General features: G+C 66.4%; 7 protein-coding genes and 2 rRNA genes (1 of these 9 cut by a window edge). 8 read left to right on the forward strand and 1 reads right to left on the reverse strand.

All coding sequences use genetic code 11. The features are described 5' to 3' along the window. The 8 genes from VGV60_00715 to ruvB form a co-directional block, all read left to right on the forward strand. A 23S ribosomal RNA gene (locus tag VGV60_00715) occupies nt 1-870 on the forward strand; it begins 2,160 nt to the left of the window's first position. A 258-nt stretch (nt 871-1,128) separates the two neighbouring features. Further along, nucleotides 1,129-2,997 carry a hypothetical protein gene (locus VGV60_00720; protein HEV8699775.1) on the forward strand — a complete coding sequence of 623 codons (1,869 nt, stop codon included), beginning with the start codon at nt 1,129-1,131 and terminating at the stop codon, nt 2,995-2,997. 39 nt (nt 2,998-3,036) lie between these two features. Then, a 5S ribosomal RNA gene (gene rrf, locus VGV60_00725) occupies nt 3,037-3,153 on the forward strand. A gap of 101 nt (nt 3,154-3,254) precedes the next feature. Beyond that, a complete protein-coding gene (locus tag VGV60_00730) occupies nt 3,255-4,010 on the forward strand; it encodes a YebC/PmpR family DNA-binding transcriptional regulator (GenBank protein HEV8699776.1) in 756 nt (251 codons plus the stop codon). A 3-nt stretch (nt 4,011-4,013) separates the two neighbouring features. Next, entirely contained in the window at nt 4,014-4,517 is a 504-nt protein-coding gene (gene ruvC, locus VGV60_00735) for a crossover junction endodeoxyribonuclease RuvC (GenBank protein ID HEV8699777.1), read from the forward strand. 33 nt (nt 4,518-4,550) lie between these two features. Further along, a complete protein-coding gene (locus VGV60_00740; protein HEV8699778.1) occupies nt 4,551-7,538 on the forward strand; it encodes an alkaline phosphatase family protein in 2,988 nt (995 codons plus the stop codon). Between the two features lie 12 nt (nt 7,539-7,550). Then, on the forward strand, nt 7,551-8,165 hold the full coding sequence (ruvA, locus tag VGV60_00745; GenBank protein ID HEV8699779.1) for a Holliday junction branch migration protein RuvA: 615 nt from the start codon (nt 7,551-7,553) through the stop codon (nt 8,163-8,165). Nucleotides 8,166-8,319: 154 nt separating this feature from the next. Continuing rightward, on the forward strand, nt 8,320-9,324 hold the full coding sequence (gene ruvB / locus VGV60_00750; protein HEV8699780.1) for a Holliday junction branch migration DNA helicase RuvB: 1,005 nt from the start codon (nt 8,320-8,322) through the stop codon (nt 9,322-9,324). Between the two features lie 195 nt (nt 9,325-9,519). Here ruvB and VGV60_00755 read toward each other — a convergent pair. Then, on the reverse strand, nt 9,520-15,912 hold a 6,393-nt coding region (locus VGV60_00755; GenBank protein HEV8699781.1), incomplete at its 5' end, for a thrombospondin type 3 repeat-containing protein.

Raw genomic sequence — 15,912 nt, forward strand, 5'->3', positions numbered from 1 at the left:
GGTTTCCCGCACCTAGACGGAAAGACCCCGTGCACCTTTACTATAGCCTAGCACTGAATTTTGGCCTGGTATGCGTAGCATAGGTGGGAGGCTTTGAAGCATGGCCTTCGGGCTGTGTGGAGCCACCAGTGAAATACCACCCTTATCGCGCCGAAGTTCTAACCCACGATCGTCAGCCGGTCGGGGGACATTGTTAGGTGGGTAGTTTGACTGGGGCGGTCGCCTCCTAAAGTGTAACGGAGGCGCGCGAAGGTTCCCTCAGGCTGTTTGGAAATCAGCCGTAGAGTGTAAGGGCATCAAGGGAGCTTGACTGCGAGACCCACAAGTCGAGCAGGTACGAAAGTAGGCCCTAGTGATCCGGCGGTCCCGTATGGAAGGGCCGTCGCTCAACGGATAAAAGGTACGCCGGGGATAACAGGCTTATCTGGTCCAAGAGTTCACATCGACGACCAGGTTTGGCACCTCGATGTCGGCTCATCGCATCCTGGGGCTGAAGCAGGTCCCAAGGGTTGGGCTGTTCGCCCATTAAAGCGGTACGTGAGCTGGGTTTAGAACGTCGTGAGACAGTTCGGTCCCTATCTGGTGTGGGCGCAGGATACTTGCGGGGATCTGTCCCTAGTACGAGAGGACCGGGATGGACGGACCTCTAGTGTACCAGTTGTTCCGCCAGGAGCAGCGCTGGGTAGCTATGTCCGGAAAGGAGAAGCGCTGAAAGCATATAAGCGCGAAGCCCTCCCCAAGATGAGGTATCCCTTCCGCCTTCGGGCGGACTAAAGGCCCCTGGGAGATGACCAGGTTGATAGGCCGGAGGTGTAAGTGGGGTCAACCCACTCAGCTGACCGGTACTAATCGGCCGTGAGGCTTGACCATATCTCGCCCCGCCTTTGCGAGTTTACCGGATCGTTTGTCAGGACCGGGTTCCCTTCCCGGCCGGCCTACCGTACCCCGGAAGCGGCCGGCAGGAGCCAGCTCCCCTGGACAGTCGTCGATTACAATTCCGATGCAGCGGCGTTCCCCCACTGCTGTATACGTACAGCGAACCGCGCAGAAACCGGTTGATCGACATCGCGCTTCGTCGTATCCTGTGCATGGCTCATCCGAGAGTTAAATGAAGACAACCGAGGGTTTATGAGGCCATTGAAGAAGGTTTCGAGCGGTCTGCTGGCACTCATTGCGATCGGCTCTCTGGTACCCCTCTCCCAGGCACTTGCCGAAGACACCAAGGGCAAATGGCAGTTCGGCTTCGGCCTGTCGTACATGGCGACCGTCGACTACATTCGCAGCAACGCCGATATCGCTTATGCGACAACGACCAGGGGCGCGGACGGCTCGCTCGCATCGGTCGCCTACGTCGATGAGAGGCCGGATGCGAACATCCTGAACCAGCCGAGCATTCGCGACGATTTCAAGCTGGACTTCAGCGCCAGCTATGGCCTGACGCGCTGGCTCGCCCTCGAGGCGGCGGTTTCGTACCTCGAGGCTCCGGTGGGCAATATCGAGTTCTTCAACAAGGACTCGCACCAGGGGTTGCTTGGCAACGGCGGAAACGCCTCCGTAGAAGTCCAGTGCGGACCGACCCTCGACGGCAGGTGTTATGACTATACGCCCCAGCTCGCGAACAATCACCTGCACAACAATTTTCTTCCGGTGGGGCAGCTGCGGGAGATTCCGATTCACCTGAGCGGCTTGATCCGCTTCCGACCGGAGAGCCCGCTCGATCCGTACATCGGTGCCGGCTTCGGCTACATCATGACCAAGCTGACGACCAGCAGCCAGTTCAACAAAGCGGCGGATCTCGTCTCGAACCTGCGTGTCGCGACGGCCGCCGAAGGGGAGTTCACCGTCAGCCGTTGCAATCGTGAGGGATTCCCTTACGACCCGGTGACCAATCAAGGCGTGGGGTGCAACGACTTCACGCCCGGTCCCATGCAGGCCCAGGTCCGGAACGCGTACGAGTGGCATGCCGTGGGCGGTGTCGACTACTACGCCACCGACCACTTCTCGGTTTACGTGGACGCCCGCTACGTCTGGACGAGCGGCGCGCTCGACATCAGGACGGACGGCGCCCATCAGGTGCTGTTCGGCGTGACGGACAGCGGCCGCCTGCTCCTGATGAGGCGACTGTACAAGAACGACGACCCGTCCTACCCGGACGCGGCCATTGACCCGGATCACCATCTGGACCCCGGGGATCCGGCGAGCGGTCCGTACCTGTGGGAGGACTACGGGGTTCCGGCCAATCAGCACTTTCAGGATGACATCTGCCCCGAATATCCGGACGGGACGTCGATGTGCAGGAACTCCGGCTACCTCGAAACCGAAGACAAGAACATGAATGGAAACCTGGACACGAGGTGCGACGGACCGGGTGGAGAGTTCAACTACTGCGAGGACGAGGGTTTCCTGTACCGCCTGCTGCCCGGATCGCGCGACATCGACGAGGCGCTGAGGATCGATTGCCCGCTCTGCCGCCACAACCAGCTCGCCAACGTGGGGCCCAACGGCATCCCCGAGAACGCCGACGGGATCCTGGGGACCTCGGACGACGGGGACGACGGGTTCGACACCGAGGACACCAATGGCAACGGATACCTGGACCGGTTCCTGGTCTACGGCATCGACATCTGCTCGACGCCCCAGGGCGTGGGGAACCCGCGCTGCATCGAGGACGACCATCCCAGCGATCCGCTGACCTACGACCGCTTCAATTTTGTCTGGCCCGAGGGGTGTTCGCAGAGTCCGCAGACGCTCGGGCCGTTCGAGACCCTCACCGAGTCCGGCTGCCCGCCGTTCCTGCAGGCCCGGCTACGATGCAACGGGACTGACGCGAACGGAGACTGCATACCCGCCCGCGACACTCATGGCAACCTGATTTATGACCGGAACAATGTCCAGACGACGGTGAACGACAATGCCGCCGATACGTACATCATCCAGGGCGGGAAGATCCGCATGGGTGGTTTTTCCCTGGGGGTCGGTTTCAAGTTCACTTTCTAGACGTGTTGTGCTATAGTCCTCCCCGGATTCATCGAGTTTCCCGGCGACCATAGCGGAGGGGTCACACCCGTTCCCATTCCGAACACGGAAGTTAAGCCCTCCAGCGCCGATGGTACTGCGCTGGCAACGGCGTGGAAGAGTAGGACATCGCCGGGATAAACTAGAGAAGCCCGTGGGATTCCCCGCGGGCTTCTTCACTTTTCGGCCGGCCTCGCGATAGAATGCTGGAGCGCCGGGTCGACCATCAGAGGGACCTCATGTCCGGGCACTCGAAGTGGCACACCATCAAGCACAAGAAGGCGGCGACCGACGCCAAGAGGGGGCGCGTGTTTACCAAGGTGATCAAGGAGATCACCGTGGCGGCGCGCACCGGCGGCGGCGATCCCGAAGGCAACCCGCGCCTGCGCACCGTCCTCGAAGCGGCACGGGCAGCCAACATGCCGAAGGACAACATCGAGAAGGCGATCAAGAAGGGCACGGGAGAGCTGCCCGGGGTCTCCTACGAGGAGGTTTCCTATGAAGGGTACGGCCCCGGGGGCGTGGCGGTCTACGTCCAGGCCCTCACGGACAATCGCAACCGGACCCTGCCGGAGATCCGCCACCTGTTCACCAAGTTCGGCGGCAACCTCGGCGAGAGCAACTGTGTCGGGTGGATGTTCGAGAAGAAGGGATACATCGTCCTGTCCAAGAACCAGGCCTCCGAGGAGACTCTCCTCGAGGTGGTCCTGGAGGCGGGGGGGGACGACGTCCGGGACGACGGCGACAACTGGGAGATCCTGACGCCGCCGGAGCGCGTCCATGCGGTCAAGGAAGTGCTTGCGGGACGCGGCATTCCGGTGGCCTCGGCGGAGGTCTCGATGGTCCCGAAGAACACCGTGCGCCTCGCAGGCAAGAAGGCGCAGCAGCTGCTTTCGATGATGGAGGCCCTCGAAGAGCACGAGGACATCCAGAACGTCTGGGCCAATTTCGACATCGACGAGGCCGAGATCACCGAGCAGCGGGCGGCGTCCTAACCGATGCTCATCCTGGGCATCGATCCCGGGTCCGGCTCCACCGGCTACGGGGTCGTCGAAATCCGCGGCGGACGATTGCGGGCCCTGGCGCACGGCACGATCGTCCCTCCGCGAGGTCTTCCCTTCCTGGACCGCCTGCCCCACATCGCCTCGGCTGTCGAAACGCTGGTCCGAACGGTCGCTCCGAACGGAGCGGCCGTCGAGGACATCTTCCACGCGCGCAACAGCCGCGTGGCCCTGCAGCTCGGCCACGTCCGCGGCGCCGCGCTCCTGCCGCTCCTCCGGGCGCGGATCCCGGTGTACGAGTACTCTCCGCGCCTCGTCAAGAAGGCGGTGACCGGGAGCGGCGCGGCGGAGAAGGAGCAGGTCCGGCGGATGGTCCGGCTCCTGCTGGGGCTGCGGGACGCGCTGCTTCCCCTGGATTCCTCCGACGCGCTTGCGGTCGCCATCTGCCATGCCCACTCGATCCCCTTTCAAGGAATCCGGGAGGCTGCCGCGCGAGCCTGAGCCCGCGCCGCCGCCAGCCGGATCGGCCGGACCATGACCCTGAAGCGCGCGGGCGGTCTCGCGATCGTCGTCGCGGGCGTCGCGGCAGCGGCAGCCGGTTCCATCCTGCACGTCCGCGAGGGGGACGTGACGATCGTCTCCTGGCGCGGCGGCGGCACGCCCGACCTGCGCGCCCACGGCTGGTCTCTTCGCATGCCGCTCCTTCAGAGCGCGCGACGTTATCCGGGTGGAGCGGTCTCCGTCCAGGCGACGCTCGGAGCCGCCTCGAAGGAGGGGAGCTCGATAGACCTCCCGTACAGCGTGCGGGCCAGGCCGGATCCTCAGGCCCTTCTGTCTCTCCATCGCGACGGGGGCGCCGGCGGCGCGCCGGCCGCCCTGCGCGCCCTCGTCGAGGAGCCGCTGCGCAAGGGGGCGGCCGCGACGGGGACCTACGATCTGGCGTCCGGCGCCGCGAACGATTCCCTGGAAGCCGCGGTGCGCGAGGTCCTCGAGGACCGGCTCGGGCCGCGGATCGACTTCTCCCTGGGAAACCCGGTGGCGCCTCCGGAAGTGCTCGCCTCCTTCGAGCGCCAGGCCATCTTCGGTCGGCGCGTGGAGACGGGAGCCCGCATCCTCCTGTTCGGCATCGATGGCGCCGACTGGGACCTGATCGACCCGATGATCGCCGAGGGGAGCCTGCCCAACCTGGCCCGGCTCAAGCGGGAAGGCGCGAGGGCGCGGCTGCGGTCGAGCGTCCCGACGCTCTCGCCGCTTCTCTGGACGACCGTCGCCACGGGGAAGGCCCCCGACCGCCACGGGATCAACGATTTCCTGGTCGTGGACCCGCGCACGGGGCGCCAGGTGCCCATCGACTCCACGTTCAGGAAGACCAAGGCGATCTGGAACATCCTGACCGAGGCGGGGCTCAGCTCCGACATCATCGCCTGGTGGGCGACCTGGCCCGCGGAGACCATCAGGGGTCACCTGGTCTCCGACCGGGTCGCCTACTCCACATTCGATCTGTCGGCCCCGAGGCAGAAGCAGAGCGCCGTGTTCCCTCCGGACTATGCCTCCGCCATCGAGGCGATGCGGGTCACGACCGCCGCGGTGACCTATGACCAGGTCGCCCGGTTCGCTCACGTCACGCCCGGAGAATTCAGGCAGGCGCGTGCCTCCGCGGCCCGCCGCGCGGGCGTCTCCGAGATCGACGAATCGATCAACGTCCTGACCCGGGTCCTGGCGTCCACGGAGACCTACCGCCGGATCGCCCTCGATCTTCTGGAGCGTGACGGGGGCGACGACGGGAAGGCACGCCTCGTCGCCGTCTATTTTCAGGGGGTCGACGAAGTCAATCACCGGTTCGCCCACTGCGCCCCTCCGCGGACGGCGCTCTGCACGGAAGGAGACTACCGGCGATTCAAGGACGCCGTGCCGGAGTTCTACCGCTACCAGGACGCCATCCTGGGTGAAATCCTGAGGAAGGCCGGGAATCGCACGGTGATCGTCATGTCCGATCATGGCTTTTCCTCGGGAAGCAGGCGCCCGCGGGACGTCAAGCCGTTCATCGAGGGGCGGCCGGGGCTGTGGCACGACCTGGCGGGGGTGTTCATCGCGCACGGCCCCTTGATCAAGCCGGGAGACATCCCGACCGTCACGCTGTACGACATTGCTCCCAGCCTGCTGTACCTTCTCGGTCTGCCTGTGCCCGAGGACATGCCCGGAAAGGTCATAGAAGCGGCCATGGCGGACGATTTTGTCTCGGCCCACCCCGTGGTCAAGGTCCCGTCCTATGAGGTGCTCCAGGCGCCCGTCAGCCCTGGACGGGTCGCCTCCGCCTCGGCCGCCGGGGGAGGGGCGGTCGACGGGGAAGGCGCGGCAACGGGAGGGGACGCCGCAGAAGAGGAGATGGTCGAGCAGCTGAGGGGTCTGGGTTACGTCGGAGGAGGCGGTGGCGCTCCGGGCCCGGGCGGCGGCGCCCCCCCGAAAGGGGGGGGCCCGCCGGCGCCCACAAGCGGCGGTTCCCAGGCCGGGGTCCCCACGCTCCTGTACCACACCAACCTTGGGTCGGTCTACCTCGCAAAGAGACATCTCGATCAGGCCGAGGCGGAATTTCAGAAGGCGCTCCGGCTCGATCCCAAGTCCATCCAGGCCCTTTCCGGCATGTCCCTCCTGGAGGAGGCCCGGGGGAACCTCGATCAGGCCCTGGCGTATATCCAAGCCGCCGTCCGGCTGGAGAAGGACGACGACCTTCCCGCCCTCCTGAAAGTCGCCGAGCTCTTCGTCCGCATGGGCCGTCCTGCCGATGGCCTCGCCTATCTGAGGGATCTCGAGCCGGGCCACGGCACGGGCGGGCCGCGCGAGCTTGGACTGCGGGTCGCTCTCGCGGTGTTATACTCCGCCCTCGAACGCCCGCGGGACGCTGAAGCCGCGCTCAGGCGTGCCCTCGTCATCGATGCGGCTTCCGTCGCGGCGATGCAGGAACTGTTCGCCCTCCTGGACGGGCAGGGCCGCAGCGCCGAGCTGCAGCCGCTCCTCCAGGCGGCATTGCTCCGAAACCCCCGCTCGGCGATGCATTGCAACTGGATGGGTCTCGTTCTCAGGAGGAAGGGAGACCTGCGGGGGGCCCGGCTCGAGTTCGAGAAGACGCTCGAACTGGCGCCCGACCTCGTCGGGGCGATGGCGAATCTGGGATCGCTGGACCTGCAGGAGGGACGCCTGGACGACGCGGTGGCGGTCCTCGGGAGAGCCCTCGAGAAGGAGCCGCGCAACGTGGAGTCACGGACCAACCTGATCGTGGCTCACGGGATGCGGCATGATGTCGAGGAAGCAAGAAGGCTGGTGAGAGAGGCCGAAGGGCTGGGGATGCGCGTGGCGCTCCTCTACAATGGCCTGGCCTACTCCCTGCACATCAACGGCCGGAGCGAAGAGGCGCTGGAGGTCCTGCGTGAATCCCTCAAGATCGACCCACGGCAGGCGGACGCCCGGCGGCTGCAGGCGGAGATCGAACAGGGGCGTCCGCTCGACAGCCTGCCTTACAGGTGAGGGAGGGTCCGGATGATCGCGCGTCTGTGCGGGACCCTCGTGGACAAGCAACCGGGAACGGCGGTCGTGGACGTGGGGGGTGTCGGGTACCAGGTCTCCATTCCGCTGTCGACCTACGGCGAGATGGGAGAGCCCGGGAGCCGGGTGGAGCTGCATGTCCACACGCACGTCCGCGAGGACGCCCTGGCGCTCTTCGGCTTTCACACCCGCTTCGAGAAGGACGTGTTCACGCGTCTCCTGGCCGTGAGCGGCATCGGGCCGCGGACGGCCCTCGCCGTCCTCTCCGGCCTCGGAGCGCAGGACCTCATCGAGGCCGTGCGGGGGCGCGACGTGACCCGATTGTCGTCGGTGCCGGGAGTCGGACGGAAGACGGCCGAGAGGATGGTCGTCGACCTGGCCGACCGAATCGATTCCCTGGCGGCCCGGGCGGACGGCGGCGGGCGCGCCGGCGGGAACGGAACCTCCGATTCCGACGTACGCCAGGATCTGGTCTCGGCGCTCGTGAACCTCGGCTACAATGTCCGGGTCGCCGCCGATGCGGCGGGCCGCGTCCTCGAGAGTCCGCGGGCGACGCCTCCACCGTTTCACGCCCTGCTGCGCGAGACCCTCAAGATCCTCTCGCGCTGATCGGCTCCACCGGCGCGCTCCGTCCGGAAGGCGTCGCCGGCTCGACCTCCCGGGAGGGCTGACGTTGCACAAGGAACCGGAGCGTCCGCGCCCCAGGGGAAGGCGCCCGACCGTCATTCCGGCGCCCCCCACGGGCCGCGATGGGGATGACAGACTGCTCGATCCGACGCCCCAGGTCGACGACCGGGGCGCCGATCTCACCCTGCGCCCCCGATCGCTCGATGAGTATGTGGGCCAGGAGAAGATGAAGGCCAACTTGCGGGTCTTCATCAGGGCCGCTCTGGGTCGCAAGGAGCCGCTCGACCACGTGCTCCTGTACGGGCCTCCCGGGCTCGGGAAGACCACGGTCGCGCACATCCTGTCCCATGAAATGGGGGCCGTCCTGAGGAGCACCTCGGGGCCCGCCATCGAGCGCGCCGGGGACCTCGCCGCCATCGTCACCAACATGGAGGCGGGCGGAATCCTGTTCATCGACGAGATTCACCGTCTGCAGCCGTCGCTCGAAGAGATCCTCTACCAGGCGATGGAGGACTTCCGCATCGACATCATCATCGGGGCCGGGCCGATGGCCCGGACCGTCAAGATCGACCTGCCCCGCTTCACCCTGGTGGGCGCCACGACCCGCGTTGGCCTGCTCACAGGGCCTCTCCGCGATCGGTTCGGAATCGTGCACCACCTGGACTTCTATCCCGCAGACGACCTCGTGAAAATCGTCGAACGCTCCTCCGGCATCCTGGCGATTCCCGTGGACCGTGAGGGGGCCGCGGAGATCGCCCGCCGCTCGCGCGGCACGCCGCGCATCGCCAACCGCCTGCTCAAGAGGGTGCGGGATTTCGCCCAGGTCGAGGAGGACGGGCGGGTCACCGGCGCCGTCGCCGAGCGTCACCTGGAACGCCTGGAGGTGGATCGCTACGGCCTCGACCCGCTCGATCGCAAGATCCTCCTGACCATCCACGAGAAGTTCGACGACGGGCCGGTCGGCATCAACACGATCGCGGCGGCGCTCGGGGAGGAGCGGGACACCATCGAAGAGCTCTACGAGCCGTACCTCATGCAGATCGGCTTCCTGGATCGGACGTCCCGCGGGCGCCGCATCACCCCGCCGGCGATCGAGCACCTCGGCCTGCGCCCTGGGACGATCCAGAGGCGCCTTCTCTAAGAACGGGACAATCCACTCCAACCGTGCAGGCAGGCGTCTGCCCGCCGTTTGCCTGGGCTGGAGGGAAGGCTGGGAAGGCCTCGGCCCCGCTCTGACGGACTGATCCGTTCCCATCGTCGGCGCGCTCGTCGAGCCTGCTCACAAAAAAAAGGGGGGGCCCGAGGGCCCCCCCTGAAACTGCGGCCGGTCAACCCGCTATGGGCAGCTGATCGGGGAGATACGCGGCGTGCCGTTCGACCTCAAGCCGAGCACGGTCCTGGCGCCGGCGGTCGTGTTTCTGTGGCCGACCAGGAAGTATTGGACCGTATTGGCCGGAGTCACGATATTGAGCGTAGCTCTCACCGTGCTGCCGGCCGGCAGCACCTGGGGCAGATTGCAACCCGAGGGCTGCGGGAACGACAGCGTCGTGATGGGAGCCAGTGAGGCCAGGATCGTATCCGGCAGGTTCGCAGTCCCCGCCGAGCCGTCGTCCGTCACCGTGCCGCGGAAGAGATCGTAGCCGGCAAGCGGGGCAGCCTGGTCCGTGGACGCCCAACAGAAAGTGGTGATGGGCGCGGCGAGGGCGCAAGTCCCGAAGGAGGGGGAACAGTCGGCATCGGCGATGCATGCCTTACACGGGTTGCCCGTGCAAGACCTCCCGTGCGAAACGTTCAAGTCGAGGTCGTCGACGTAGGGAATCGACGTGGTCGTCGCACCGTTGATGCTGGTGCAGCTGAAATCGCTCGAGCAGCGAACCTGGACCTTATACGAGGCGCCGGGGGCCATGGTGTCCTGGTAGAAGGTCTTGGCGCTGAAATCCTGAACCAGCTGGCCGTTCTTCGTGAACTGGTACTGCGCAGCACCATTGAAGCAGCCGCCGTCTATCGTCGAATCGGCCGCGCTGATCCGGATCGGTGTGCCCGCGGGGGCGTAGGCGATCCCGACCCCGTCCCGCCGGATCAGGTTGCCATCGAGATCCGTGACCTTGATGACCGGCGTGGTTCCCTTGTCGGTGCCTGCGCTCTCGTTGCAGTTGTTAACAGATGCCGGGCAGGAGCCGGGCGGAATCGGCCCGGTATCCGGCAGAAGCGACCGCTGGCCGGTGATGGCCCCGGTGACCTGGATGTTGTCCAGCCACCAGCCGTCATCGGCATCCGTGGTCGACCAGTTGCCACCCAATTCGTAGTACGACTCGGAGGTGGCGTCGAACATCCAGGCGGTTCCGATCCAGCGGACCCGGATCCGCTGGCCGAGGAACCCAGCCAGGTTGAACTTGGTCTGGACCCAGACGCCCGCACCGGACGGATCCACGACGCCGGAGGTTGCGCAGCCGCCCGGATTCTTGCCGGTCGACGCGGGGGTCGTGCCGTTCGTGGTGCCGCAGAACGCCCAGGCGCCCTGGGGGAAGCACATCGTTTCGTGGACGCCGCGCGGAGCGGGTGCCGCCGAGCCGGTGTCGTTCGGGGTGAAGCGGCAATAGCGCCCGATCGGCGCGAACTGGCTGTAGGCGCCCTGGGTGTAGTCGTAGACGCCCTGGAACGGGACGAGGTTGTCCCAGTTGCCCCAGACGTCGCTCGCCGGGTCCGCATCCAGATCGACCTGCACCTGGACGTTGGCGCAGTCCGCGCACAGCGTGCCCAGGGGGCCCGAGACGCCGTGGTTGGCCGCGATCAAGTCGGCGATGTGGAACATCGACAACTCGAGGTCACCCGGGCGCGGGAAGAGCGCCAGGTTGATCGGGGCTGAGACGAACGCCGACATCTGGCGGAAGTGGGTCGTGTCCCCCTGCGAGAACTGGACGTTATCGAAGTGCGCTCCCCAGTGCATCGAGTTGGGAGCCGTGAGCGCCCGCTGGCCGTCCGCCGGCGTCCTGTACGTGCAGCCGCCCGCGCAACCGCTGGTCCCGGCGACTCCGCCGCCGCTTTCCGTATTCGGGCAGTTCGTGGCGGTCGGGGGGCAGTGATAATGCCAGTCCATCGGGAAGTCCGGATCGAGGACGCACCCCGGGTTCCCGGCGGCGGGCTCGGTGTATCCGCCGCACGGCGTCACTGCGAGAGTGTCTGCGCTGAGGGCAGCGGCGGCGCCGCGGATGTAGAACCCGTGATACGTCTGCCCCGTTCCTTGGTCGAGCGACCGGAAGGAATCGTTGACGTCGATGTCGCCGTCGCCGTCACGGTCGAGGTCGAAGGTCTCGAGGATCGTGCCGTCATCGGACGTTCCGGGGAGATTGTCCGGGCCATTGACGAAGACCTGCGTGAGCGCAGGGAAGTCAAGGTCGGCCAGCAGGTTGAAGCAGACCGGTGCCGCGGTACCGAGCGTCTGGTCGGCGACGACGGACAGGCAGAGCTCGACCTGCGACGCCGGATTCAGAGGCAGCGTCGCGAGGGTGTCGCTGGCCCGGAACTGGTAGACCGAGTTGAGCGGAGCCGCCGGGCTCGTGGAGCCCAGGGTGATGACCGCCCCCGCTGCGAAATTCGCCACCGACAGGGTCGGCTGCGTGATGCAGGCGACATCCGAGTCGAAGGACAGCAGAGTGAACTTGGCGTTGGTCAGGGCCGGTCCGGTATTCTGGATCTGCACCGACACGCGGCCGGTCTCCCCGGTGTCCGGGAAGATGTCGTGGTCGCCGTCGAGGTCCAGGTAATTGGCGGCCAGCACGGAGTACCGCGCCAGAGGCAGGACGCGGCAGGAGACCGACCCCTGGAACGTGACCAGGTCGTCCGGGACGCCGTTGAAATCGTCGTCCAGCGATCCGGCCGGGTCGCAGGCGTCACCGATTCCGTCGCGGTCGGTGTCGAGCTGCCGCTTCGTGCCCGGGATGATCACCGCGTTGTAGATGTCGGCGCAGTTGTCGCTCGCATCGTCGACATTGTCGATGTCGGCGTCGTCATCCACGGTCGCGCAGGCCGTCGCAGGGCTGTGCCGCGTGGCATCCTGGCAGATTCCGCCGCCGGTGCAGTTGCTCGTGCAGACGCCCCCGCCGCCGCAGTCGGTGTTCACATGGCACGCAGCACCCGGCGTCGTCCCACCCGTGCAGGTGGCCGTGCAAGTTGTCCCCGGGGCGTTGCTGCAGATGTGAACCACGCTAATCCCGAGACAGTCACCGTCGCACGCGTCGCCCAGTTTGTCGTTGTCCGTGTTCTTCTGGTTGGCGTTGGCCCCCAGCACGCAGTTGTCGTTCGCGTCCACCTGGCCGTCGGCGTCGAGGTCGGCGGTCGGGCTGGCACAGGCGAACCCGCGGCTCAGGTCGCAGTGTCCTCCGGGGGCGGCGGTGCAATCGGCATCCGGGTCGCTGGCATCGAGGATGAGGCAGGGCGTGATCGGCGCGGCAGGGCTGTAGATGCAGCGCCCTTCCTGGAGGGCGTTAAAGAGATCCGGACAGTTGTCGGCCGGATTCGCCACGCCATCACCGTCCTCGTCGTCGAAATCGCAGGCATCGCCGACGCCGTCGTTGCTGCCCACGTCCGCCTGGGTGGGGTTGGCGTTGTTCACGCAGTTGTCGCACAGGTCGCCCACGCCATCGCCGTCGGCATCGGGCTGGACTCCGGCGACGGGCGGGTTGTAGGTGAACGGGCAGTTGTCGACCGAGGCGTTCACGCCGTCACCGTCCAGGTTGTCGAACTGGGACTCATTCACCTGGCCGTCGCGGTCGCCGTCGCACCCCGTGTCGAGATAGTAGGCGATGAACTGGCCATCCGTGCCCGGATTGGTGAACACGTTGGTCGAGTTGTTGCTCACCGTCGAGAAGGGGATGGAGGCCCGGAACAGGCCGGGCTGGCCAGGAACCGCCAGCAGGGTGTATCGCTTGGCGTTCGGGGTCAGAACCGAGAAGCGGATGGTCGCGAACTGGACCGAGTCGCTGTCGGTCACGATCATGACCTGGACGCTCGGAGCGCCCGCCACTTTCGCGTCGAAGACTTCCACCGTCACCGCTTCGTCGCATTCGTACACGTCGGTGCGATCGACGGTGAGGGTGCCGCACTGGCCGCCGGCCGGGTTACCCGGGGTGCCGAAGCGACTGCATGCAGGCGTGTGCGCCGGCACGAAGGCGCTCTCGTCGACGGGGTGGAACTCGTCCCACTCGAAGACGACGTCGTCCACGCCGAATCCATAATCGGCGATGAGGCCGGTGCTTTCCGTCGAATAGAAGCCGATGCCGATTTCCCAGCGGTTGCCGCCGGTCTTCCCGGGGCCGGTCCAGAAGAAGGAGTTCTCGGGAGCGGCCGTTCCGGCGAGGTTCTCGGAGGCGAACCCACCCTCGTATCCGACCAGGGTCCAGTCGAAGTTGCGGACCGGACCGGCGACGGTGACCGACTCCAGCGTGCAGGTGCCGCCGGTGCCGCAGTCAGCGCTCGACTGGCACGGACCGCCCGGTGTCGGGCCGCCCGTGCAGACGCCGGGGACCGGCGCGCCGGGCAGCGGGAACTTCAGGAGGTCGGGAGGCGCCGCCGGAATCGGCGACGAGCTGTCCGGATTGGTGTTCTGCGTGAACCCGCTGAAGCCGGTCTCGCCACCGCCATCGATCGGCGTGCCGCCGTTCGGGTCGACGAGGGGTCCGAACGTCCTCTGGGCCGGGTCCGTGCTGAACTGGTCGATCCCCTCGCCGTTGGCGAAGTACTGGTCGCCGCCCGAGATGGAGATCACGTTGTACGCCCAGCCGCCCGCACGGCGCGTGTAGTACGTGTCGAGCACCTGGCAGAAGAAGCAGTTGACCGTATCATCATCGGCGTTGTTGTCGATGTTGATCCCGCCGCCGGAGTAGGCCGCGTTGATCACCTGGTCGTTCAGGTTGACCCCGAAACGCTGGAACTCGACGCCATAGGCGAACCCGCGCGAGTCGTTCTGCTGGTGAACCTTGGCGATGATCGGCGAATCCAGGATGTCGAACGTCAACTCGGCGCGGGCCTCGGTCGCGGCGTTGTTCGGGATCGCGTAGTTGTCGCACGCCGTCGCGCTCGGACCCGGGGTGGAGGCGTCGCCGTCCCCCGTGTGCCACATGCCATAGGAGGTACCCAGGCTCGTCTGGAAGCCGCAGAGCCCGGAGGTCTTGTACTCCCACATGGGATTGGAGGAGATGTTGAATGCGGTACTCCCCGGATGGCGGATGGGCACCCAGCCGCCGCTGGTGCTGTCGAACCTCCAGGGAATCTTGTCGGCGCTCGACGGACCGGAGCCCGCGAACAGGATGCCTCGGTCCAGCGTGCCGTTCGGGATGATGTCCGGCTCGGCCGGGTCCAGAGCGCCGTTGTTGTTCAGGTCCTCACCCAGGATGTTGGTGACGGTCGGCGTCCCCCCGATGGTCGTTCCGGGAATGAACATGGTCGAGAAGGTCTTGTCCTCGTCCGGAAGCACGAACAGCTTGAACGGATCGACGACATCAGGCCGGTCGATCAGCAGGTTGCGGTTCAGGTCGCGCACTTCGCGCCCGCCCGCCGGAAAGTCGGTCGAGTAGCTCAGCGTCTCCCGGTCGGCGTTGATGACGTTCTGGAAGACGTACGACTGACGGTTCAGCTTCTGGCCGGCGGTGAGCGAATCGAGTAAGAGGGTCATCGTGACCTGGCGGCTCGCTACAGGAGGAATCAACGCCGGGTCGACGAAGACGTGGAAGAAGACGCCGTTCGTGGCGCCGGGCGGGATGCGCCCGATGTTCTTGGGCGAATCGAGAACGCGGATGGCGGCCGCGCCCGGCCCCGAGGGGGTCAGCGTGGCGGTCACGTCCGCGAAGTCTTCACCGCCGAGCAGGTTGCGACCGCGGTTGCTGAGGGCGATGCCGTACGTCACGGTCTCACCGGCGTCCAGGAATTCGTCGTTGTCGCAGCCGTTGCTGATCTGGTTCTGATCGCCGATCGCGTTGTTCCCGAGGATGGCGAAGAAGCCCGGGATGAAGTTCGGCGAGCAGTTCACCTGGCCGCCTGCGGACACGGGCGCCTGCCCGGGGGGGGCGTACGTGGCGTACACGAACATGCCGGTGTCCGCTTCCAGGATGCCGTTGTTCGGGACGGGAGCGGCTCCGAGACGGACCGGAACGCCGGCGGAGTTCGTGACGCCCGTGGAGGCTCCCGCGCTGAAGAGGATGCTCGTCTCCGAGTCCAGCGTGGCCCCGGCGGCGTTCCTGACCGAGAAGGTCGTGAAGATGGTGGAGCGTGCGGCACCGGCGCCGGCGGTGGAGTCGTAAATCGAGGCCACGGCCGAGTCGGAGCAGTAGTAGCGGATCTTGTCGAGGGAGATGCTGCTGACGGGGAAGGCCGTCGGGCCCTTCGTCGGCGCCGCCTCGGCGAGAACCACCGGCCCTGCCACGAGGAGGGCGTAGGTCTGTCCGCCCAGGTCCAGGAGGCCGTTGGCGTTCGTGTCCTCACCGGCGTCCAGACGGCGATTGCCGTTGAGGTCCTCGTTCGGGCCGCCGCTGGTGATCGAGCCGGGGGTCGAACCGCCCGCTCCGCGCTTCACCGTCACCTGCCAGTTCCCCAGGTACAGGGTCGAGTCGGCGAAGTTCCGGTCCTGGTTCGGATCGGAGTTGAGGTGGAACCCTTCCTGCGGGTTGCGCAGGTCGTGAATTTCGCCGGAAGCGGCCGGACGGGCCAGGGAGTACTGGTCGGTCCACGGCGCGTT

The organism is Candidatus Polarisedimenticolia bacterium (assembly GCA_036001465.1).
Taxonomy (GTDB): domain Bacteria; phylum Acidobacteriota; class Polarisedimenticolia; order Gp22-AA2; family Gp22-AA2; genus Gp22-AA3.

Coding starts and splice junctions, on each gene's coding strand:
- VGV60_00720 (HEV8699775.1), top strand. CDS start 1,129: ATGAGGCCATTGAAGAAGGTTTCGAGCGGTCTGCTGGCACTCATTGCG.
- VGV60_00740 (HEV8699778.1), top strand. CDS start 4,551: ATGACCCTGAAGCGCGCGGGCGGTCTCGCGATCGTCGTCGCGGGCGTC.
- VGV60_00730 (HEV8699776.1), top strand. CDS start 3,255: ATGTCCGGGCACTCGAAGTGGCACACCATCAAGCACAAGAAGGCGGCG.
- ruvC (HEV8699777.1), top strand. CDS start 4,014: ATGCTCATCCTGGGCATCGATCCCGGGTCCGGCTCCACCGGCTACGGG.
- ruvA (HEV8699779.1), top strand. CDS start 7,551: ATGATCGCGCGTCTGTGCGGGACCCTCGTGGACAAGCAACCGGGAACG.